Source organism: Stenotrophomonas sp. YJH_SMC_138 (assembly GCF_059369855.1).
The window spans coordinates 137,554-160,020 of sequence record NZ_JCAFTB010000004.1 but is presented as its reverse complement, the minus strand read 5'-3'; the positions used below and the strand labels follow the sequence as shown (position 1 = coordinate 160,020).

General features: G+C 67.3%; 17 protein-coding genes. 7 read left to right on the top strand and 10 right to left on the bottom strand.

What is annotated here, in order from left to right:
- Positions 1-10: 10 nt before the first annotated feature.
- From AC5P7I_RS11050 to AC5P7I_RS11040, 3 genes are read right to left on the bottom strand one after another with little or no spacing between them, the layout of a single operon-like run.
- Entirely contained in the window at positions 11-3,097 is a 3,087-nt protein-coding gene (locus AC5P7I_RS11050; protein WP_014646844.1) for an efflux RND transporter permease subunit, read from the bottom strand.
- Positions 3,094-6,615 (bottom strand): efflux RND transporter permease subunit, encoded by a 3,522-nt coding sequence (locus tag AC5P7I_RS11045; protein ID WP_069117150.1) that lies wholly within the window; start codon positions 6,613-6,615, stop codon positions 3,094-3,096. Before AC5P7I_RS11045 ends, AC5P7I_RS11050 begins: the two co-directional genes overlap by 4 nt.
- Entirely contained in the window at positions 6,612-7,757 is a 1,146-nt protein-coding gene (locus AC5P7I_RS11040) for an efflux RND transporter periplasmic adaptor subunit (protein ID WP_014036886.1), read from the bottom strand. Before AC5P7I_RS11040 ends, AC5P7I_RS11045 begins: the two co-directional genes overlap by 4 nt.
- Positions 7,758-7,962: 205 nt before the next feature.
- On the opposite strand from AC5P7I_RS11040, the gene AC5P7I_RS11035 reads away from it, so the two are divergent.
- Positions 7,963-8,352, top strand: coding sequence for a c-type cytochrome (locus tag AC5P7I_RS11035; protein ID WP_014646842.1), 390 nt, complete (start codon positions 7,963-7,965; stop codon positions 8,350-8,352).
- A 9-nt stretch (positions 8,353-8,361) separates the two neighbouring features.
- Positions 8,362-8,823 carry a c-type cytochrome gene (locus tag AC5P7I_RS11030; protein ID WP_005416218.1) on the top strand — a complete coding sequence of 154 codons (462 nt, stop codon included), beginning with the start codon at positions 8,362-8,364 and terminating at the stop codon, positions 8,821-8,823.
- A 175-nt stretch (positions 8,824-8,998) separates the two neighbouring features.
- Here AC5P7I_RS11030 and AC5P7I_RS11025 read toward each other — a convergent pair whose 3' ends face one another.
- Together AC5P7I_RS11025 and AC5P7I_RS11020 are read right to left on the bottom strand one after the other, a co-directional pair.
- Positions 8,999-10,882 carry an ATP-binding cassette domain-containing protein gene (locus AC5P7I_RS11025; RefSeq protein WP_262087346.1) on the bottom strand — a complete coding sequence of 628 codons (1,884 nt, stop codon included), beginning with the start codon at positions 10,880-10,882 and terminating at the stop codon, positions 8,999-9,001.
- A gap of 356 nt (positions 10,883-11,238) precedes the next feature.
- Positions 11,239-12,114: a LysR substrate-binding domain-containing protein gene (locus AC5P7I_RS11020; RefSeq protein WP_014646840.1), complete on the bottom strand. Its 876-nt coding sequence runs from the start codon at positions 12,112-12,114 to the stop codon at positions 11,239-11,241.
- Between the two features lie 101 nt (positions 12,115-12,215).
- On the opposite strand from AC5P7I_RS11020, the gene AC5P7I_RS11015 reads away from it, so the two are divergent.
- On the top strand, positions 12,216-13,295 hold the full coding sequence (locus AC5P7I_RS11015; RefSeq protein WP_032960449.1) for a YeiH family protein: 1,080 nt from the start codon (positions 12,216-12,218) through the stop codon (positions 13,293-13,295).
- A gap of 183 nt (positions 13,296-13,478) precedes the next feature.
- Positions 13,479-14,855, top strand: a complete 1,377-nt coding sequence (dbpA, locus tag AC5P7I_RS11010; protein WP_262087343.1) for an ATP-dependent RNA helicase DbpA — start codon at positions 13,479-13,481, stop codon at positions 14,853-14,855.
- A 174-nt stretch (positions 14,856-15,029) separates the two neighbouring features.
- Here the strand turns inward: dbpA and AC5P7I_RS11005 are convergent, their stop codons facing one another.
- The 4 genes from AC5P7I_RS11005 to AC5P7I_RS10990 all read right to left on the bottom strand — a co-directional run bounded on the left by AC5P7I_RS11005 (position 15,030) and on the right by AC5P7I_RS10990 (position 18,848).
- Complete coding sequence (locus AC5P7I_RS11005; RefSeq protein ID WP_049405272.1) at positions 15,030-15,566, bottom strand: adenine phosphoribosyltransferase; 537 nt, start codon at positions 15,564-15,566, stop codon at positions 15,030-15,032.
- 595 nt (positions 15,567-16,161) lie between these two features.
- A complete protein-coding gene (locus AC5P7I_RS11000; RefSeq protein WP_134967155.1) occupies positions 16,162-17,727 on the bottom strand; it encodes a protein adenylyltransferase SelO in 1,566 nt (521 codons plus the stop codon).
- Between the two features lie 32 nt (positions 17,728-17,759).
- Entirely contained in the window at positions 17,760-18,449 is a 690-nt protein-coding gene (locus AC5P7I_RS10995) for a glutathione S-transferase family protein (RefSeq protein WP_014646835.1), read from the bottom strand.
- Positions 18,450-18,638: 189 nt separating this feature from the next.
- Positions 18,639-18,848: a cold-shock protein gene (locus AC5P7I_RS10990; protein ID WP_005416210.1), complete on the bottom strand. Its 210-nt coding sequence runs from the start codon at positions 18,846-18,848 to the stop codon at positions 18,639-18,641.
- A gap of 303 nt (positions 18,849-19,151) precedes the next feature.
- Here AC5P7I_RS10990 and AC5P7I_RS10985 point away from each other — a divergent pair, with 303 nt between their 5' ends.
- Positions 19,152-19,640 carry a YaiI/YqxD family protein gene (locus tag AC5P7I_RS10985; RefSeq protein WP_014646834.1) on the top strand — a complete coding sequence of 163 codons (489 nt, stop codon included), beginning with the start codon at positions 19,152-19,154 and terminating at the stop codon, positions 19,638-19,640.
- 13 nt (positions 19,641-19,653) lie between these two features.
- Here AC5P7I_RS10985 and AC5P7I_RS10980 read toward each other — a convergent pair whose 3' ends face one another.
- Positions 19,654-20,523, bottom strand: a complete 870-nt coding sequence (locus AC5P7I_RS10980; protein ID WP_262087339.1) for a pseudouridine synthase — start codon at positions 20,521-20,523, stop codon at positions 19,654-19,656.
- Between the two features lie 124 nt (positions 20,524-20,647).
- Between AC5P7I_RS10980 and AC5P7I_RS10975 the strand changes: the two genes are divergently transcribed.
- On the top strand, positions 20,648-21,196 hold the full coding sequence (locus tag AC5P7I_RS10975) for a YaeQ family protein (protein WP_032960464.1): 549 nt from the start codon (positions 20,648-20,650) through the stop codon (positions 21,194-21,196).
- Complete coding sequence (locus tag AC5P7I_RS10970) at positions 21,193-22,377, top strand: BaiN/RdsA family NAD(P)/FAD-dependent oxidoreductase (protein ID WP_262087337.1); 1,185 nt, start codon at positions 21,193-21,195, stop codon at positions 22,375-22,377. The genes AC5P7I_RS10975 and AC5P7I_RS10970 overlap by 4 nt, the downstream gene beginning before the upstream one ends.
- The last annotated feature ends 90 nt before the right edge of the window (positions 22,378-22,467 follow it).

The following is a 22,467-nucleotide window of genomic DNA, read 5'->3' as shown; positions in this document are numbered from 1 at the left end:
TTGGCGCGCATTACAGCCGGGCAGCGCCCGGCTCCATCCTCTCCAGCCCGCGTGCACGGCGGATCAACCGCGTCACGGCATTGCGCAGGTCATCGAGCACCGCATAGATCGTCGGCAGGAACAGCAGGCTGACCACCGTCGAGAACGCCAGCCCGCCCGCAATTGCACGCGCCATCGGCGAATACTCCGGGCCATTGCCGAACATCTGCGTATCGGTCAGCGAGATCGGGATCATCGCCAGGATCGCCGTGCCCATGGTCATCATGATCGGGCGCAGGCGTTCGCGTGAGCCTTCCACCAGCGCCTGGGTGCGGCCCATGCCGCTGCGCCGCAGGTTGTTGATGTGCTCGATCATCACGATGCCGTTGTTCACCACCACGCCCATCAGCACCAGGATGCCGATGAAGGACATGATCCCGAACGAGGTGCCGGTGATCCAGAACAGCCAGAACACGCCGAAGATCGAGAACAGCACGCCGCTCATGATCGCCGCCGGGAACAGCAGCGACTCGAACACCGCCGCCATCACCACGTAGATCATCACCAGTGCGATCAGCAGGTTGAACACCATCTGCTGCATGGCCTCGTCGTCGTTGCCGTAGTCGCCGCCGTCGAAAGTGAAGCCATAGCCGGCCGGGAAGTTCATCGGCTTGAGCACGGCTTCGATCGCCTTGCGCCCGTCCGGCGCGGTGACCTTCTCGGCCAGGTTGGCCTTGATGGTCAACGTGGTCTGGCGGTTGGTGCGGCCGATCTGGGTGGCCGACGAACCAACGTCCACGGTGACCAGGCTCAGCAGCGGCACGCTGCGGCCATCGCCGGTGCGCACGCTGAAACCGGCCAGGTCTTCCGGGCTGCTCTGCTCGGCGCCGGCAAAGCGCACCCACACCGGCACTTCGTTGTCACCGCGGCGGAACTCGCGCATCGGCGCGCCGCGCAGCGCCAGGCCGACGAAGCTGGCCACCTGCTCGGCATTGAAGCCGAACGCTGCGGCACGCTCGCGGTCGACGCGCACCTTCAGCTCGCCGCCCTTCTCGCCGTTGTCGATGCGCACGTCACGCAGCTCGGCACGCTGCGCCAGCAACGGCACCACTTCCTGGCCGATCTCCTGCAGCATCGAGCTGGAGTCGCCCACCAGCTGCACCTGCACGCCCTGGTTGCTGCCGCCACCGCCATCGCCGCCCTGGTTGCCGACGAAGTAATCGGTGCGTGCCGACTTCGGCAGGCCCTTGCGCAGTTCCTCCTGCAGCGACTTGATGTCCTTGGCGTATTTTTCGTCCAGGGTGACCACCGTGGAGCTGCCTTCCTGCTCGCTGTACCAGGAATACACCTGCTTCACGTGCAGGCGCTCGCGGTTCTGGTCGATCCAGTTCTCCACCCGCGCCACTTCCTCGGACATCTGGCGGTAGGTGTAGGCGCCCTTCCACATGTAGCCGATGAAGATGTCCTTGCCACCCTCACCACCGAACATGTCGACCTTGGTCAGCTTCATCGGCACCAGGCTGACCAGCACCACGAGCAGGATGCCGAGCAGGCTCCAACCGCGGTGATGCAGTGACCAGTCCAGCAGCTGCGCATAGCGTCGCTGCAGGCGCGCGATCAGGCCGGTCTGCGAGTGCACCAGCTTGGGCGTGGCCATGCGCGCGGACAGCATCGGGATCAGGCTGACCGCCACCAGCCACGAGGCCAGCAGCGAGACCGAGATGGTGATCGCGATCTGCGCCATGAAGATGCTGATGTTGTTGGTCTCGCCGAACAGGTTCGGCACGAACACGATGCAGTGGCACAGCGTGCCGGCGCTGAGCGCGATGGCCACGTTGCGGGTGCCGATGATCGAGGCCAGCCGTGGCTGCCCCGGCATGCGCTCGCGCTCCTGGTAGATGCTCTCCACCACCACCACCGCATTGTCGACCAGCATGCCGACGGCCAGCAGCAGGCCCATCATGGTCAGGATGTTGAGTGTCACCCCGACGAAGTACATGAAGCCGAGGGTGATGGTGAAGCAGATCGGAATGGCCAGCGTCACCATCAGCGTCGACGGCCAATGGCGCAGGAAGAAGAACAGCACGGTGACCGACAGGATCAGGCCGACCGCGCCGGCCTCGGCCAGCTCCAGCAGCGAGGACGTCACTGCCTTGCCCTGGTTGTCGATCACCTTGATCTGCACGTCGCGCATCGACGGCTGCGCGCGGATCGCCTCGACTTCGGCCAGCGCCGCACGCGAAACGTCCACCAGGTTGGCGCTGCGTTCCTTGAAGATGTCCAGGCCCACCGCCGGGTTGCCGTCCAGGCGGCGCCCGTAGTTCATCCGCGCCGGCTTCAGGCGGACGTCGGCGATGTCGCCCAGGCGCAGGCCCTTGGCGTTGATCACCAGGTCGCGCATCTCCTGAAGGTCGGTGATCTCGCCTACCGGCTGCACGCGCACGCGTTGGCCGTTGTCATCGATCTGCCCGGCCGAGATCGAGAAGTTCAGCGTGCGCAGGCGCTCGCTCAGCTCGTTGATGCTCAACCCATGCGCGTTGAGCCGGTTCGGATCGATGGCGATCTCCACCTCGTTCGGCGGCGCACCGGTGATGTCGACCCGGGCCACACCGGGAATACGCTCGATGCGCCGCTTGAACTCACGGTCGAGCATGTCATAGGCGGTGGTCAGGTCGGTGGTGCTGGCCAGCCGCACCTTCAGCACGGGCTGGTCGCTGCTGGACCACTTGAACACGTTGTAGCGCTGCAGGTCGTCGGGCAGGTCGCTGCGGATCGCGTCGATACGCTCGCGCGCGTCCGACGCGGCAATGGCGATGTCGCGGTCCCAGTCGCTGAACTCGATGTAGATCAGCGCCGCCTCGGAGGTGGCCGACGAGCGCATGCGCTTGATGCCGGTCATCGTCGCCAGCGATTCCTCGACTGGACGGATGATGGTCCGTTCCACTTCTTCCGGGGTCGAGCCGGTGTAGGGAATCTGCACGAACAGGAACGGCGCGGAGATGTCCGGCAACGCCTCCAGCGGCAGCCGGAACGAAGCGATCAGGCCGATCACCACCAGCGACACGAAGCACATGATGGTGGTGACCGGGCGGCGGATGGAGAACTCGGCAACACTCATGCCGGTTCCTCCACACCCGCTGTGCCGCCCTCGTCGCCATGCAGGCCTTCACCGGCGTGCTTGCGGCCGCGCTCACGGTAGTAGGCGTCGCCGCGACGATCCATCAGGTCGTACACCACCGGGATCACCAGCAGCGTCAGCAGCGTCGACACCAGCAGGCCACCGATCACGGTGATCGCCATCGGTGCACGCACTTCGGCGCCCTCGCCCATCGCCACCGCCAGCGGCAGGAAGCCGAACAGCGTGCACAGCGTGGTCATGATGATCGGGCGCAGGCGGGAACGCGCACCCTCCACCAGCGCCTCATGCTTGGCCACGCCGGCCTCGCGCAGCTGGTTGACCTTGTCGATCAGGATGATCGCATTCTTGGTGACCAGGCCGACCAGCAGGATCAGGCCGATGAACACCACCACCGAGATCGGCTTTCCGGTCAGCATCAGCGCCAGGATCGCGCCGACCAGCGCCAGCGGGATGGTGAACAGGATCACGAACGGGTGCAGCAGGGATTCGAACTGCGAGGCCATCACCAGGTAGACCAGGAAGATCGCCAGGCCGAAGGCGAAGATCAGCGACTTCGCCGCCTGCGCCAGTTCCTCGCCCTGGCCGCCGATGTGCAGGCCGACGCCCGCGCCCAGCGGCTGCTCGGCCACCATCTGCTGCACTTCGCGCATGGCGGCGCCCAGGTCGATGTCGCGCAGGTTGGCCGATACCACCGCGACCCGGGTCTGGTCGGCACGATGGATCTCGCTGGGGCCGGTGGTGGCGACCACGTCGGCCACCGCGTCCAGGGTCACCGGGCGGGTGCTGCCCGGATTGACGATCAGCCGGCGGATGCTCTCCACGCTGGCGCGGTCACCTTCCTGGGCGCGCACCAGCACGTCGATCTTGCGGTCACGGAAGCTGTAGCGGGTGGCGACGTCGCCACGCACCTTCTTCACCACCACGTCGGCGATCTGGCGGGTGGTCAGGCCCAGCGCACCGGCGCGCTCCTGGTCGAAGCGGATCTGGATTTCCGGGAAGCCCTCTTCCACCGTCGACTTCACGTCGGCGTAGTGGGCGTTGCCGCGCAGCATCGCCGCCAGGCGCTGGCCGGCCACTTCCAGGGTCGCCATGTCCTGCCCGCGCAGTTCGATTTCCAGCGGCGTGGAAAAGCTGAACAACGCCGGCCGCGCGAAGTCGACCTGGGCACCCGGGTGCTGGCTCATGGTGCCGCGCAGGCGCTCGGTGATCGCCGCTTCAGTGTGCGCATTGCCGCCACCTTCCATCACCACGGTCAGCTTGCCGATGTTCTCGCCACTTTCGGTCGGGCTGGCATCCAGCCGGGTGCCGCTGCCACTGACGCCATACAGCGAGGCCACGCCTTCGCCCTTGCCATGCGCCAGCTGCAGCTCGCGCACCAGCGCATCGGTCTGCTTCAGCGGCGTGCCGGCCGGCAGCTTCACCGTCATTTCGAAACGGTCCTGCGCCAGCTGCGGGATCAGGTCGGCGCCAAGCATCGGCACCAGCGCCATGGTCGCCACGAAAATGATGGCTGCCACGCCCAGCACCTTGCCGGGATGCGCCAGCGCACTCGGCAGCAGGCGCAGGTAGCCTCGCTCGGCGCCTGCATAGGGCTTCATCGCCAGGTCGCTGGCCTTGCGCATCACCGGGCCGACCACCGCCACCACGCCGCGCCACAGGCGCACCACGAGCCAGGCCAGCGCATAGAAGCTCCAGCGCACGCTGGCGAGCACGCCACGGCGGCCCAGTGCAACCGGCTTCTGCCAACGCTTCTGCGGCTGCCATGCTGCGTTCGGCGCCTCTTCCGGGAACGCCAGCGGCGGCCGCCCCTTCAGCGAGCTCAGCATCGGGATCAGGGTCATCGACACCAGCAGCGAGATCGCGATGGCGATCGCCACGGTCAGCGCCTGGTCGCGGAACAGCTGCCCGGCGATGCCATCGACGAACACCAGCGGCAGGAACACCGCGATGGTGGTCAGGGTCGAGGCGACCACGGCCATGCTCACTTCACGGGTGCCGGCGATCGCCGCCTGCAGGATGCCCAGGCCACGCTCACGGGCCTTGGCGATGCTCTCCAGCACCACGATCGAGTCATCCACCACCAGGCCGGTGGCCAATGCCAGGCCACCCAGCGACATCACGTTCAAGCTCAGGCCGAGCTGGCCCATGAAGAAGAACGTGGCGATGATCGAGACCGGCAACGACAGGCTGATCACGAACGTACTCCAGCCATCGCGCAGGAACAGGAAGATGATCAGGATCGCCAGCAGGCCGCCGATCACGGCATCCTTCTTGACGTCGGCGATGGCGTGCTCGATGAAGCGCGACTGGTCCTCGATGGTGGTCAGCTCGACATCGGACGGGAACGTGCCCTTGATCTGCTCCAGGCGCTTGCGCAGCGCTTCAGCGGTGGACACGGTGTTGGCGTCGCCTTCCTTGTAGATGGCCAGCTCGACCGACTCCTTGCCGCCCAGGCGGATGATCGCTTCGCGCTCCTTGTAGCCCTGGCGCACGGTGGCCACGTCCTTCAGGCGCACCGGCACGCCGTTGGCAACCACGCTGGAGCCACCGCCGGACGATGCGCTCTGTGCCGCCGACGCCGCCGCGATGGCGGCCGCCGAACCGGTCGACGCGGCGATGTTGAACATCTGCTGCAGCGCCGAGTCCGCCGCGCTGCCATTGGCGGCCTGGGTGGTCACCAGCAGGTTGCGGATCTCCTCCAGGTCGGCGAACTGGTTGACGGTACGCACCAGGAAGCGCTGCGAGCCCTCCTCCAGGCGGCCGCCGGAAATGTTGATGTTCTCGTCCTTCAGGCGCTTGATGACGGTGTCGATCGGCAGGTTCAGCTGGGCAAGCTTCTGCTGGTCGATGTCGACCTGGATCTCGTCCTCCAGGCCGCCGCCCACCTTCACTGCCGCCACACCGGTGACCGGCTCCAGCTTCTTCTTGAGGTCTTCATCGGCATAGCGGCGCAGGCCGGTCAGCTCGCGCACCGCATCGGCATCGCTGGTCGGCGCCGTCTTGTTCGACAGCACCAGGCGCATGATCGGCTCGGTTGACGGATTGAAGCGCAGCAGCACCGGGGCCTTGGCCTCCAGCGGCAGGTTCAGCGCTTCCATCTTGTCGCGCACCTCCAGGCTGGCCTGGTCCATGTTGGTGCCCCAGGCGAATTCCAGCACCACGTCGCTCTGGCCGGTGCGCGAGACCGACTTCAGCTTGCGCAGGTTCTTGACCACGCCGACCGCTTCTTCGACCGGCTGGGTGATCAGGGTTTCGATTTCAGTCGGCGCTGCACCGGTGTATTCGGTGCGCACGGTCAGCGTCGGGTAGCTCAGGTCGGGCAGCAGGTTGACCTTGAGATTGCCCAGCGCGATCAGGCCGAACAGCAGCAGCGTGACCGTGCACATGGCGATGGTCACGCGGCGGCGGGTGGCAAACTCCACCAGGCCGCCGCGCATGCCGGCGGCGGCGCCGTCGCTCGCCGGCGAGGCACCGTGGTCGTGGCCCGGGGCGGTCATTGCTTGCTCCCGGCCTTGTCTGCGGGCTTGGCGGCCGCAGCGACCGTCTTCGCCTTCGGATCGGCAATCACCTGCACCGTGGTGCCGTCGCGCAGGGCGACCTTGCCGGCGGTGACCACCTGATCACCGGCCGCCAGGCCATCACGGATCTCCACCCACGGGCCCTCGGCGTAACCCAGCTTGACCGGAACGCGTGCGACCTTGCCTTCGCGCACGCGGAACACCGCCGGCTCACCGTCGTCGAGCAACGCCAGGCGCGGTACGACCAGCGCATCGGCACGCTGGTCGTAGTCGATGCGGATGCGACCGAACATGCCGGGCTGCAGCGCGTGTGCGGCGCCGTCGAAGGCGCTGACCACGCGAAACGTGCCGCTGCCCGAATCCACCACCGGCGCGATGCGATCAACGGTGCCGGTGAAGCTCTGCCCCGGCAGCGCGTCGGCCGCCAGCGTCACCGGCTGGCCGGCGCGCAGGGTGGCCAGTTCACGCTCGGGCACGTTGAGGGTGGCTTCCAGCCGCGAGTTGTCGACGATGCGGAAGATCGGCGTGTTGATCTGCACGAAGTTGCCGGTCTTGATCGAGCGCGATGCGATCACGCCGGAGATCGGCGCCACCACCGTGGTGTAGGACAGCTCCAGCGTGGCCAGCCGGTACTGCGCGCGGACGTTTTCCAGGTCGTAGCGCAGCTGGTCGACATCGGCGGCGCTGACCATCTGCTGGCCGACCAGCTTCTGTGCGCGCTGGTAATTGTTTTCCAGCTTGCGCATCTGCGCTTCGCTCTGTGCAACGGCCAGCCGTGCACGATCCGGGTCCAGCCGCACCAGCGGTTGGCCGGCGGTGACCCGCTGCCCTTCCTCGACCAGCACCGCCAGCGCCACGCCGGAGGTCTTGGCGACCACCTGCGACTCGGCGCGTGGTTCCAGCGCGGCCGTGCCGGTGTAGCTGGCCGCGACGGCACGATGGCTGGCCACCGCCACTTCGACCGGGACTGCGTCGACCTTCTTCTCCTCCTTGGTCTCGGCAGCCTTGGCTTCGGAATTGGGCCCTGCGGCGCAACCGCCCAGCAGCAGGGAGGTGGAGATCAGCAGTGCGGCAGCGCAGATTCCGCTGCGACGGCCGGACAGGAAGGTTGGGTGCGACATCGTCGGGTCCCTGAAGGATGCGTGGACAGGTGTGGTAGCAAAGTAATGCACCACTTCACGGCAACACCATATCCCAAAGGTCATGGTGCCTTCACGCCGCTGGTCGGCGCGCCCCCATTTCAGCTAGATGAAACCTGAGGCTATACTCGGGTCGTTCCGTACCCCACGCCGGAACGACCAGACCCGAATCCCCGGAAACGACACCATGCGCCCGCAGCCGCTCGCCGCTTGTCTCGCTCTGGCCGTCCTCCTGCCCCTTGGGGCCGCCGCACAGCCCGCTCCTGCTCCTGCCACACCCGCCCCGGCCCCGGCTCCCGCCGTTGCGCCAGCGCCCGCCGCACCCACCGGCAACTTCGACAATGGCCGCGTCCTGGCCTACACCTGCCAGGGCTGCCACGGGATCACCGGCTACAAGAACGCCTACCCCAGTTACCGGGTGCCGAAGATCGGCGGCCAGACCCAGCAGTACCTGGCCCAGGCCCTGACCGAGTACCGCCAGGGCAAGCGCCGGCATCCGACGATGCAGGCGCAGTCGATGAGTTTCAGCGAACAGGAGATCGCCGATCTCTCTGTTTACCTGTCCACCGTCAAGTAAGGCCCGCCCATGTCGAAAGCCGCGCATCCGATGCGTCACGCCATCGCCCTGTCCGTTGCCCTGCTGCTGGCCGCCTGCTCACAGTCGCAGGTGGAAAACAGCGAAAAATCGGCCGCCGACCCGGGCCATGCCAGCGGCGAGCACGGTTCATCGTCCTCCGCCGGCCTGCCGGCAGGTCGCGAGGCCGCCGGTGAGGCCCGCGCCAAGGTGAAGGGCAAAGCCACCAACCAGAGTTGCATCGACTGCCATGGGGCCGACGGCAATGCGCCGATCGATCCGACCTATCCGAAGCTGGGTGGGCAGTACGGTGACTACCTGGCGCACGCGCTGCAGGCCTACCGCGCCGGTGACCGCCAGCATGCGCTGATGACGCCGCAGGCGAAGGACCTGAGTGATCAGGACATCGCCGATCTGGCGGCGTACTTCGGCAGCCGGCCGAGCCAGCTGCGGGATCTGCACGGGGTCAAATGACGGCCGGCCCCCCGGTCGGTGCGGACCGTCGGTTGGTAGGTGCGGACCGTTGGTTGGTAGGTGCGGACCGTTGGTCCGCACAGATTCCGGATATCCACGCATGGCGTGGATCTGCTGAGCCGGGCGTGGGCTCGGCTCTACATCAATCGGCGCGATCGCTGGCGCCGGTCAACGCTCAGCCTTCCAGCTCTTCCCAGCGCGCGTAAGCGGCATCCAGTTCGGCCTGCACCTTGGCCAGCTGCTGGGTGTGCGCCGTCACTTCAGCACTGCTGCGGGTGTAGAACGATGGGTCGTTCATCGCCGAGGTCAGCCCTTCGACATCGCCTTCCAGCTTCTCGATGGTCTTTGGCAGCTGCTCCAGCTCGCGCGCTTCCTTGTACGCCAGCTTGCGCTTGGGGGCTGCGGGAGTCGCGGCCGCAGCAGCGGCCGGTGCAGCAGTCGCCGGCTTGGCAGCCGGGGCCGCGGCAGGCGCAGCCACGCTGGCCGCATAGCGCTGCCAGTCGCTGTAGCCACCGACGTACTCGCCGATCACGCCGCCGCCTTCCATCACCAGCGTGGAGGTCACCACGTTGTCGATGAAGTCACGGTCGTGGCTGACCAGCAGCAGCGTACCGGTGTACTCGCCCAGCAGCTCTTCCAGCAGCTCCAGGGTTTCCACGTCGAGGTCGTTGGTCGGTTCGTCCATCACCAGCAGGTTGGACGGCTGCGCGAACAGCTTGGCCAGCAGCAGGCGGTTGCGCTCGCCACCGGACAGGCGGGTGATCGGCGCACGCGCGCGCTCGGGGGTGAACATGAAGTCCTGCAGGTAGGCATGCACGTGCTTGCGCTTGCCGTTGAACTCGAGGAAATCGCGGCCTTCGGCCACGTTCTCGATCGCGCTCCAGTCTTCGCGCAGCACCGCGCGGTACTGGTCGAAATAGGCGATCTGCAGGTTGGTGCCCGCATTGACCTCACCCTTGGCCGGCTGCAGTTCACCCAGCAGCAGCTTCAGCAGCGTGGTCTTGCCGCTGCCGTTGGGGCCGATCAGGCCGATGCGGTCGCCACGCAGGATGGTGGTGGTGAAATCGCGGACCATGGTGCGCTCGCCGAAGGCGAACGAAATGTCCTTGACGTCGATGACCTTCTTGCCGGAGCTGACGCCCTGCGCGGCTTCCATCTTGACGTTACCGCTGAGGTCGCGGCGCTGCGAGCGTTCGGTGCGCATCGCCTTGAGGCGGCGCACGCGGCCCTCGTCGCGGGTACGACGGGCCTTGATGCCTTGGCGGATCCAGACTTCTTCCTGCGCCAGCAGCTTGTCGAAGCGGGCATTTTCCTGCGCCTGCGCATTGAGGCGTTCCTCGCGGCGGCGCTCGTAGTTGGCCCAGTCGCCCGGCCAGCTGGTCACCTGGCCGCGGTCGATCTCGACGATGCGGGTGGCCAGCGCACGCAGGAAGCGGCGGTCATGGGTGACGAACACCACGCTGCCGCTCCAGCCCTTCAGGAACGCTTCGAGCCAGTCGATGGCTTCGATGTCCAGGTGGTTGGTCGGTTCGTCCAGCAGCAGCACGTCCGGGCTGGAGACCAGTGCACGGGCCAGCAGCACGCGGCGCTTCATGCCGCCGGACAGGCGGCCGAATTCGGCATCGCCGTCCAGGTCGAGCTTGGTCAGCGTTTCGCTGACGCGCTGGTCCAGGCCCCAGCCGTTGGCGGCGTCGATCTTGGCCTGCACATTGCCGAGGGCTTCACCATCGAAGACCTCGGCATGGCTGAGATGGTGGAACTCGGCCAGCCACTGGCCCAGTTCACCGAGACCATCGGCAACGACGTCGAACACCGAGCCGGCGGCGCCGTGTGGCACTTCCTGCTCCAGGCGGGTGACGCGCACACCCTGCTGCACGCGGACTTCGCCGTCATCGGGCTTGTGGTCGCCGGACAGCAGCTTGAGCAGGGTGGATTTGCCGGCGCCGTTGCGGCCGATCAGGGCGATGCGTTCGCCCGGCTCGATCGACAGTTCGGCCTTTTCCAGCAACAACGGGCCGCCGACGCTGAAGTCGACGTTCTGCAGAGTAATCAGAGGCATCCGGATATTGTACGGGTTGGGGGCGTCGGCCGGGTTGCACCCGGCACCCGCGGTAGTGCCGGCCGCTGGCCGGCAACCTCAACGGCAACGTCAAAAGCTGGTTTCCTGTGGGATGGCGGGATGGGTCCGGTCGCGGGGGACGCCGTAAACCCGTCCCTGGGGGCTTGGCCGCGCCATCCATGCCGCGGACACCCCCGCAACCGGACCCATCCCGCCTTCGATAGATTCCTGCAATCTGTCGGAACTACATTCTGCTCTGGTGGGTGTCGACCTTGGTCGACACGGTAGATCCACGCCATGCGTGGATGAGCGCTACAAGAAGGGTCGATGGATGGAATCGACTGGAAATCTGATGGCTACCCCACCTCCCCCAGCAACGCCTGCAACCCCGGCAGCCATTGCTTGCCGGGGTGGCGCACCAGCCACAGGGTGCGCTGCAGGGCCGGCAGCGGAGTCTCGAGCACGCGCAGGCGGCCCAGGGCCAGCGGCTCTTCCAGCGCGTGGCGCGACAGGCAGGCCAGGCCGAGGCCGGCGATGGCGGCCTGCTTGATCGCTTCGGTATTGCCCAGCTGCAGGGTCTGCGCGAAGCCACGCAGGTGCGGCAGCAGGGCCTGTTCCACGGCTTCGCGGGTGCCGGAGCCAGGCTCACGCAGCAGCCAGCGTGCGCGGCGCAGTTCATCCAGCGACCAGCGTGCGCGGGCATCGGCGGCAGCCACGATCACCAGTGGGTCCTGCTGCCAGGCGGTCACCTGCAGGCCACGCTCATGGCACGGGCCTTCGATCAGGCCGGCGTCGACGTCCAGGCGCTGTACCGCGGCGACCACGCCGGCACTGTTGTCGATGCGCAGATCGACCTCGGCCTGCGGCGCCTGCCGCAGCAGTTCGGCGATGCGTGGCGGCAGCAGGTAGTTGCCGATGGTGGTACTGGCGGCCAGCACCAGCCGTAGCGGTGCGCCCTGCGACGGGTCGCCGCCGGCGGCCAGCTGCCGCTCCAGATCGGCGGCGTTGACCAGCAAGGTGCGCGCCGGCTCCAGCAGCGCGCGGCCGTGCCCGTTCAGCGCCAGGCGGCGGCCGATGCGGTCGAACAGCGGGGTGCCGAAGTGCGCCTCCAGCTCCTGCAGGGCGGCGCTGCTGGCCGACTGCGAGAGCGCGACGGCCTGGCCGGCGGCAGTGGTGGTGCCATGGTCGGCGATGGCGACGAAGACCTGCAGCTGGCGCAAGGTCAGGCGCATCGAATTTACCCGCTTTATAGGTAGGTTTCACCCATATTATTCGTTTTACAGGTCAGTGACACAGGCGCACGCTTGGCCCATCACTCCAGTCCTGTCGCGCCATGAACGCCACCGCTCTCTCCTCCTGGTCCCTGCCCGCCCTGCGCCAACGCTGGCAGCCTCGCCTGCCCGGCCTGCTGCTGGTGGGCCTGATCGCGGCGGCGTCGCTGTACCTGGCCCAGCTTCCCTGGCTCCAGGCGCATGGCCTGAGCGCGCTGACCGTGGCCATCGTCGCCGGCATCGTGGTCGGCAACACCCTTTACCCGCGGCTGGCGCCGAGCAGCGCGGCCGGTGTCGGCTTCTCCAAGCACTGGCTGTTGCGCGCCGGCATCGTGCTGTACGGCCTGCGCCTGACCTTCCAGGACATCGGCCACGTCGGCGTGGCCGGCGTGCTGATGGACGTGCTGGTGGTCGCCAGCACCTTCGGGCTGGCCTGCTGGCTGGGCATGCGCGTGTTCAAGATGGAGCGCGAAGCGGCGATGCTGATCGGCGCCGGCAGCGCGATCTGCGGCGCGGCGGCGGTGATGGCCGCCGAGCCGGTGGTGCGCGGCCGCGCTGCGCAGGTCACCGTCGCGGTCTCTACGGTGGTGGTGTTCGGCACGCTGGCGATGTTCCTTTACCCGGCGTTGTATGCACTGGTGCAGTCGCACGGCTGGCTGGCAATGGACGCGCGGCAGTACGGCCTGTTCACCGGTGCGACGGTGCATGAAGTGGCACAGGTGGTGGCGGCAGGCCGCGCGGTCAACGAAGCAGCGGCCGACACGGCGGTGATCACCAAGATGGTGCGGGTGATGCTGCTGGCGCCGTTCCTGGTCGCGCTGTCGCTGTGGCTGGCGCGTGGCGGCAAGGCCAGCGCCGACGGCAGCAAGGCGCGCATCGTGGTGCCGTGGTTCGCTTTTGGTTTCGTGGCGGTGGCCGGGTTCAACTCGCTGCATCTGCTGCCGGCGGGCCTGCAGGCGGGGCTGGTGCAGCTGGATACCGTGCTGCTGGCGATGGCGATGGCCGCGCTGGGCCTGACCACCCACGTCTCGGCGCTGCGCCAGGCCGGGCTGAAGCCGCTGCTGCTGGCGCTGATCCTGTTCGCCTGGCTGCTGTTCGGTGGCCTGGCTATCCATCAGGGTGTACTGGCGGTGCTTGGCTGAGCAGGAGCGTGCCGACCCAGGTCGGCATCCACCCGTAGATCCACGCCATGCGTGGATGCCCCCCGGTGTATTCACGCCCTGCGTGGATGACGACTCCGATGGGGTCAGAGCCCTTTCCTGCGGAAAGGGATTCGACCCCATCCGATCAGGCGGGACCGGTCGCGCAGGCAGGTACAATGCGCCATGACTGACTTCTCGACCCTGCCGCTGAGCCCGGCCCTGCAGCCCGGCCTGGATGCCCTCGGCTACACCACCCTCACCCCCGTGCAGGCGCAGAGCCTGCCGGCCATCCTCGATGGCCGTGATGTGATCGCACAGGCACCCACCGGCAGCGGCAAGACCGCCGCCTTCGGCCTGGGCCTGCTGCAGGCCATCGACCCCAGCCTGATCCGCGTGCAGGCGCTGGTGCTGTGCCCGACCCGCGAACTGGCCGACCAGGTCGGCAAGCAGATCCGCAAGCTGGCCACCGGCATCCCCAACCTGAAGCTGTTGCTGCTGGTGGGCGGCGTGCCGCTGGGCCCGCAGCTGGCCTCGCTTGAAGGCCACGATCCGCATGTGGTGGTCGGCACGCCCGGCCGCGTGCAGGAGCTGGCACGCAAGCGCGCGCTGAACCTGGGCGCGGTGCGCACGCTGGTGCTGGACGAGGCCGACCGCATGCTCGACATGGGCTTCGAGGAGCCGATCCGCGAGATCGCCGGCCGCACCCATAGGGACCGCCAGAGCCTGCTGTTCTCCGCCACCTTCCCCGACAACATCCGCGCCATGGCGCGTGACCTGCTGCGCGACGCGGTGGAAGTGACCGTGGAAGGCGCCGACCAGGCACCGGCCATCCGCCACCTGTTCTGCGAGGTGGAACCGGCGCATCGCCAGAAGGCGCTGGCCGGCCTGCTGCTGAAGTACACGCCGGAATCGGCGGTCGTGTTCTGCAACACCCGCAAGGACGTGGACGAAGTGGCCAACTCGCTGCAGCAGTTCGGCTTCTCCGCACTGGCCCTGCACGGCGACATGGAGCAGCGCGACCGCGAGGAAGTGCTGTTGCTGCTGGCCAACCGCAGCTGCAACGTGCTGGTCGCCAGCGACGTCGCCGCGCGCGGCCTAGACGTGGAAGAGCTGGCGGCAGTGATCAACTACGAACTGCCGACCGACGTGGAAAGCTACCAGCACCGCGTCGGCCGCACCGGCCGTGCCGGTGCCAGTGGCCTGGCGATCAGCCTGGTGGCCGGCCGCGAGAAGACCCGCGCCGACGCCATCGAAGCGCAGATGGGGCAGCCGCTGGACTGGCAGAAGACGCCGCTGGCAACCTCGCGCCCGGCCGAACTGCCGCAGGCCGCGATGCGCACGCTGCGCATCGACGGTGGCAAGACCGACAAGCTGCGCCCGGGCGACATCCTCGGTGCGCTGACCGGTGATGCCGGCCTGTCGAGCAAGTTCATCGGCAAGATCGCGATCTTCCCGACCCGCTCCTATGTGGCGATCGCGCGTGAGCAGGCCAACAAGGCCGTGGCCAAGCTGGAAGCCGGCAAGATCAAGGGCCGTCGTTTCCGCGTGCGGATGATGTGATTGAAGCAGCGTTGCCAACTACGGTTGGTAACGATCTGGCCTGGTAGCGGCCAACCTTGGTTGGCCCGTCCATGGCACCCGTCGCGAAAAGTGCTGCCAACCAAGGTTGGCAACGACCGGCTCCCGGCCATTCGCGCTGGCAGGTGCCAACCCTGGTTGGCACCCACCCTTCGGTCAGAACACCAGTTCGGTGTGCAGCGGCAGGTCCGATTCCCAGCGGGCGCGACCTCCGAGGCCGTCCAGTTCGACCAGTACACCGGCGCCGACCACTTCAACGCCCAGGCGGCGCACCAGCGACAGCGCAGCGACCAGCGTGCCGCCGGTGGCCAGCACGTCGTCGATGATCACCACGCGGGCGCCGGCCGGCAGCGCATCGGCATGCACTTCGATGCAGTCGCTGCGGTATTCCAGCGTGTATTCCTCGCGCAGGACCTGGCCCGGCAGCTTGCCCGGCTTGCGCACCGGCACGAAGCCGACGCCCAGCTCCAGCGCCATCGCGGCACCGAGGATGAACCCACGCGATTCGATGCCGACCACTGCGTCCAGCTTCTGGTCGCGCCAACGGTCGGCCATCGCGGTGATCGCGCCGCGGAAATCCTCGCCATGGGCGAGCAGCGGCATGATGTCCTTGAACAGGATGCCGGGCTTGGGGAAGTCGGCGATGTCGCGCAGGCGGGAGGCCCACTGCGGAGCGACGATGGCGTCGGTCATGTCACATTGGCTATCTGATGGCGGCATAGGGTACCTGTTCCGGGCGCCGCCTGCCTGCTGGTGGTGTCCGGCCGGGCTGCGCCCGGCACCTGCGGTAGTGCCGGCCGCTGGCCGGCAACCTCAACAGCAACGGCAACAGCAACAGCCTGCATTCCGGGGGATGGCGGGGCGGGTCCGGTTGCGGGGGACGCCGTAAATACGTCCGTGTAGGCTCGGTCGCGCCATCCATGGCGCTCACGCCCCCGCAACCGGACCCACCCCGCCTTCGACAGTTTCCTGCGACCTGTCGGGCAGCTCGTGGGGTCAGATCCGTTTTACGAAGGAAAACGGATCTGACCCCGGAATTTCATTCGATATCTGACAGATGTGTCGACCAAGGTCGACACCTACCCACAGCCGCGGGAATCTGTCGGAGGTGGGGCGGTGTCGGAGTGCGGGGTGTCAGCCGCATGGATGCGGCTGCCAAGCTTACAGGGACGTAATTGCAGCGTCCCCGCACTCCGACACCGCCCCGCCAAACCACGGAATCCGCTTTTGCTCTGGCTGTTGATCTGGCCTCCGCAGGTGCAGGGCGCAGCCCTGCCGAAACCCACCCTCAGGAACTGCAGGACAGCATCGAGCAACCGGCGCGATTGTCGGCCCACGCCGGGCGCTTGCCAGCGAAGTGTTCCAGGCCGGCACGCTCGGTGTACGGGTCGCGCAGCACGTCCTGCAGTGCATGGACGCCGCCGAGATCCCCCTGCTCTGCGCGGTCGATCGCTTCCTGGGCCAGCCAGTTGCGCAGCACGTACAGCGGGTTGGCCGCTGCCATCTTCGCCTGGCGTTCGCTGGCCGCCAGCGGATCGCGGCGCAGGCGCGCTGCGTAGTCCTGCAGCCAGTGCTGCAGCGGTGCCTGCACTGCCTGTCGCCGCGCCTCGTCGTAGTACACCGCGTCCAGAACCGTCGCATCTGCTGCCGCCGGGTCGATGCGCATCAGTGCGCGCCAAGCCAGGGTCATGTCCATTGCGCCCTCCTGCATCAGCTGTTGCCAGCGCTGGTAGAGCTGCAGGTCATCATCGTCGGCAGCAGCCAGCCCCAGCTTCGCTGCAGCATCGCGACGCGTGCAGGCCACGAACGTGGACTGGTAAGCCGCCAGGCCTGCCTGCAGCGGTGCGACATCGGCGAACAGCGGCGACAGCGCCTGCGCCAATCGGCTCAGGTTCCAGTACGCCACCTGCGGCTGGGTGCCGAAGCGGTAGCGGCGCCCCTGGGCGTCGGTGGTGTTCGGCGTCCAGTCCGGATCGAAGTCCTCGACCCAGCCATAGGGGCCGTAATCCAGCGTCACACCGAGCACGGACAGGTTGTCGGTGTTCATCACGCCGTGCACGAAGCCGACACGCATCCAGTGCGCGATCATCTCGGCGGTGCGCACCGCGATCTGCGCGAACCAGTCGCCGTACAGCGCCTCGCCCTGCCCTTGCAGTTCGGGGAAGTCGCGGGCGATGCAGGCATCCACCAGCTGCTGCAGCAGGGCGGTTTCACCGCGCGAGGCCGGCAGTTCGAACGAACCGAAGCGCAGGAACGACGGCGAGACCCGGCATACGATGGCGCCTGGCTCGGCACGCGGATGGCCGTCATAGAACATGTCGCGCACCACGTCCTCACCGGTGCCGACCAGTGACAACGCGCGCGTAGTCGGCACGCCAAGGTGATGCATCGCCTCGCTGCACAGGAATTCGCGGATCGATGAGCGCAGCACTGCCCGTCCATCGGCCCCCCGCGAGTACGGCGTTGGCCCGGCCCCCTTCAACTGCAGCTCCCAGTGCTGGCCATCCGGCGCAACCAGCTCACCCAGCGAAATCGCACGCCCGTCGCCGAGCTGGCCGGCCCAGTGGCCAAACTGATGGCCACCGTAGTTGGCTGCCCACGGTTGCATGCCGGCGTACAGCGCATTGCCGCCGAATACCTGCGCGAAACCTTCGCTTTCGACTTCAGCGGTATCGAAGCCAAGCATTTCGGCGACGTCCGGCGCCCAGGCCAACAGCGTGGGCGCCGTCACCGGGGTCGGCATCACGGGCGACCAGGCGGCGCCCAGCACTTCGCGCCTGCGCGGGCCGGATTCGGGGTCGCCCGGCAGGGTGTGCAGCAGGCGGTTGTCGAAACGGGGAGTGTCGGTATCCATGGTGCTGGAGATGAGGGCGACGGCCGCCCTCCTCAATTGCCGCCGAGCGCCTGCAGGTGGCCGCCGTGGGCCTCGGCACGCTGGTAGGCCGGGCGTTCACCGATACGCTTGAGGAAGCCACGCAGTGCCGGTTTGTCGTCCAGGCCACCACCGCGCGCGGCAGCGGCCTGGATCGGGAAGCTCATCTGGATGTCGGCCGCACTGAAACGCTCGCCGGCAAACCACGGGCTTTCGGCCAGGCGGCGCTCCATCCAGTCCAGGTGCAGGCGCCGCTGCGGGCCGATGAAGCCGCGCTCGGCCTTGTCGGCAATGCTGCGTGCGATCGGGCGCGCGAAGAACGGCATCGGCGCGTTGCGTATGCGGCCCATCACCAGGGTCAGCAGCAACGGTGGCATCGCCGAGCCTTCGGCGTAGTGCAGCCAGTAGCGGTAAGCGATGCGTTCGGCCCCGTCGGCCGGCATTGGTGACGGCGACAGCTGGCGTTGCGTGTCGTAACGGTCAGCGAGGTAGTCGAGGATCGCGCCGGACTCGGCCAGTACCAGCTCACCATCCTGCAGTACCGGCGACTTGCCGAGCGGATGCACGTTGCGCAGTTCCGGCGGCGCCAGCAGCGTCTTCGGATCGCGCGGATAGCGGCGCAGTTCGTAGTCCAACCCCAGCTCCTCCAGCATCCACAGCACGCGCAGCGAACGGGAGTTTTCCAGATGGTGGACGATGCGCATGGGGGTGATCCCTTGGGGAGACGCGCATCGTACCGCGCCGGCTGCATGTCCTTTGTAGAGTCGAGCCATGCTCGACTGTCTTTGGGCGCAGTCCAGCATGGCTCGACTCTACAAAAAAAACGGCGGGCAATAAAAAACGCCGGAAGCTTTCGCTTCCGGCGTTCTGGCTACCCAACGGTAGCAGACGGATTAGACCGCCTGCACCTGGTCAGCCTGCATGCCCTTCTGACCCTGGACGGCGATGAAGGTAACCTTCTGGCCTTCCTGCAGGGTCTTGAAGCCGGTGCCCTGGATCGCGCGGAAGTGCACGAACAGGTCCGGGCCGCTTTCCGGGGTGATGAAGCCGAAGCCCTTGGCGTCGTTGAACCACTTGACGGTACCGGTCTGACGTTCAGACATTTTTACTAACTCCTGAAACACATGTTGAAAAAAATCGCAGCCACCGGGTATCGGGGCCGAGACTGAGTTGCAGGCGTTGGTAAAGCGGATCGATGAGCGGATCGTGAGATCAACTGCACCAGGCCACGATTCACGGTGACCCTAGCAAACACAGTGGGTCGCACGATACGCGTGTTTTCTGCAAAAAGCGATAGCCCCGACGTTCATGGGAATACGTCACCCGCTAGGCGTGACAAGGGTTGGCAGCCTCTCGCGGCTAACTCCGAGTCCCCATTCAGGTTTTTCCTACCCTACACTGGGTAAATGACTGAAGCTGAAACCCCCGCTGAACACGCCTCTCCCCGCATCTGGGTGGATGCGGACGCCTGTCCCACCGTCATCCGCGACATCCTGTTCCGTGCGGCTGAACGGGTCGGGATCGAACTGACCCTGGTCGCCAACCAGTGGATCCGCACCCCGCCCTCGCGCTGGCTGCGCTCGATCCAGGTGCCGCAGGGGCTGGACGTGGCCGACAGCGCCATCGTCGAGCGGGTCGCCGCGGGGGACCTGGTGGTCACCCAGGACATCCCGCTGGCCGCGCTGGTGCTGGAGAAGCAGGCCGTCGCGCTGAACCCGCGCGGCCAGTTGTACACACCGAACAACATGGCCGAGCGACTGTCGATGCGCAATTTCATGGAGGAACTGCGCGGCGCCGGGGTCCAGACCGGCGGACCGCCGCCCCTGGGCCCCCGCGACCGGCAGCTGTTCGCCGCCGAGCTGGACCGCTGGCTGGCGCGACGCCCGGCCCGCTGAGCGCCTGGCCGCCCTAAGCCGGAAGGCTCAGGCTGCGGCCGCTGCTGAACATCCGTCGTGCACCACTCAACGGGTCATCGAAAGCCAGGGCCCGCGCCAGCAGCTGCAGCGGCGCCTCGGCTACGTCCGGTGCCCGTTGGCGAAGCTGCGGGTACAGGTCGTCACCCATGATCGGCGCCCCCAGCATGGCCATGTGCACGCGCAGCTGATGCTTGCGGCCGGTTTCCGGCAGCAGCCGGTAGCGCCAGATCGGCCCTTCGGCCTCGATCAGCTCGATCCGGCTGCGCGCATTGGCCTCGCCGCGCACTTCGGCCATGCGGAAGAACGGCTCGCCCGGCACCAGGCGGCTGTACCGCTGCAGCGGAAACTCCCGCCCCGGCAGCGCCGGTGCCAAGGCCTCATAGGTCTTTTCGATGCGCCGCTCACGGAACAGGCGCTGGTAAGCATCGCGCGACGCACGCTGGGTCGAGAACAGCACCAACCCGGCCGTCAGCCGATCCAGCCGGTGCAGCGGCACCAGATCGGCATTGCCGGTGCGGGCGACCAGCCGCGCCAGCAGCGTCTCGCGTACATGCCCGCCCGCCGGTGTCACCGGCAGGAAATGCGGCTTGTCGGCCACCAGCAGGTGCGCATCCAGATGGACGATGGTTTCGGTGAAGGGGATCACCGGTTCGTCGGCCACCTCGCGGAAGTACTGGATGTCCAGCCCGACCTGCCAGGGCATGTCCGCAGTGAGCGCCCTGCCCTGTGCGTCCAGCACGCGGCCGCGCGCGAAGCGATCCTGCCATTGCGCGCGCGCGATGCGCGGAAAACGTGCACACAGGCCATCCAGCAGGGTGGCCCAGGGGCCGGGCGGCAGCTGCAACCGGCTGGGCAAGCTCATGGCGTCCACTCCGGCCACGGGAAAGAGCGCAAGAGTGCCACCGTTGACGGTGCGCAGACAGTCCGGCCACGGACACCCCCGGAGCAAACCTCTATCATTGTCCTCTTTAGTCCACGGATCCCCCATGGCTCTTACCGCCACCATCCGCAAGGCCGAACTGCAGATCAGCGACATGGATCGCGGCTACTACGCGACCCACAACCTGACCCTGGCCCAGCATCCGTCCGAGACCGACGAGCGCCTGATGGTGCGCCTGCTCGCCTTCGCGCTGAACGCCGGCGATCGCCTGGAGTTCGGCCGCGGCCTGAGTACCGATGACGAGCCCGATCTGTGGGAACACGACTACACCGGCGACATCCTGCAGTGGATCGACCTGGGCCATCCGGACGAATCGCGCATCCGCAAGGCCAGCAATCGCAGCCGCCAGGTGCAGGTGGTCAACTACGGCGGCAACGCCTCGGAGATCTGGTGGAGCAAGCAGGGCAAGGGCCTGGCGCGCTTCGACAATCTTTCGGTGGTCGATCTGGACGGCGAATTCGTCGAGCGCTGGGGCCAGCAGATCCAGCGTGCCATGCGTTGGAGCGTGCTGATCCAGGACGGCGAAGTGCAGCTGCTCAACGACCAGATCCAGCTCGACGTGATCCCGGACTGGCGCAAGCGCGCCAAGGCATGAGCACCATCCGTTGCGATGTGGTGGTCATCGGTGCCGGCGCAGCCGGGCTGATGACCGCGATCACTGCCGGCCAGCGCGGCCGCCAGGTGCAGGTGATCGACCATGCCAACAAGGTCGGCAAGAAGATCCTGATGTCCGGCGGTGGCCGCTGCAACTTCACCAACACCGGCACCACCCCGGCCAACTTCCTGTCGGCCAACCCGCACTTCTGCAAGTCGGCGCTGGCCCGCTACACGCCCTGGCATTTCATCGAGCTGGTGCACAAGCACGGCATCGCCTATCACGAAAAGGAACTGGGGCAGCTGTTCTGCGATATCTCGTCCAAGCAGATCGTGAAGATGCTGGTGGACGAGTGCCAGGCGGCCGGCGTACAGATCCGTACCGACTGCAGCGTGCAGCGCATCGAGCACGGCAGCGATGGTTTCCGCGTGCACACCACCCAGGGCCGGTTCCATTGCGCCTCGCTGGTGGTTGCCACCGGTGGCCTGTCGATTCCCAGCATGGGGGCCAGCGGCTTTGGCTATGAGGTGGCCCGCCAGTTCGGCCACCAGGTACTGCCGACCCGCGCCGGGCTGGTGCCGTTGACCCTCAGCGGCAAGCACCAGGAGCGGCTGGCCGACCTCAGCGGCGTCGCACTGCCGATCGAGGCGCGCTGCAACGGAAAGAGTTTCCAGAACTTCATGCTGCTGACCCACCGTGGCGTAAGCGGCCCGGCCATCCTGCAGATTTCGTCGTTCTGGCAGCCCGGCGATGCGCTGGAGCTGGACCTGTTGCCGGGCCAGGATGCCGGCGAGTGGTTGCGCCAGATGAAGCGCGACCGCCCGGCCGCCGAGCTGCGCACGGTGCTGGGCGAGGTACTGCCGAAGCGGCTGGCGCAACGCCTGTGCGAGCACTGGCTGCCCAACCGGCCCGTGCGCCAGCTGGACGAGCCGGTGCTGCGCCAGGCCGCGCAGCTGCTGGGCGCATTCCCGCTGGTGGCCAGCGGCACCGAAGGCTACCGCACCGCCGAGGTCACCCTGGGCGGCGTGGACACCGCCGAAGTGTCATCCTCGACGATGGAATCCAAGCGCGTGCCCGGCCTGCACTTCGTTGGCGAGGTGCTGGACGTGACCGGCTGGCTGGGCGGCTACAACTTCCAATGGGCCTGGGCCAGCGGCCACGCAGCGGGCGGCGTGGTGTGAACCACTTCGCCGTTCGACGCGCGCCAGGGGTGCGCGCATGGACGGTTCGCCGCGCATCGTGTATCTAGATTCGCAGATTGGGGAGCAGTG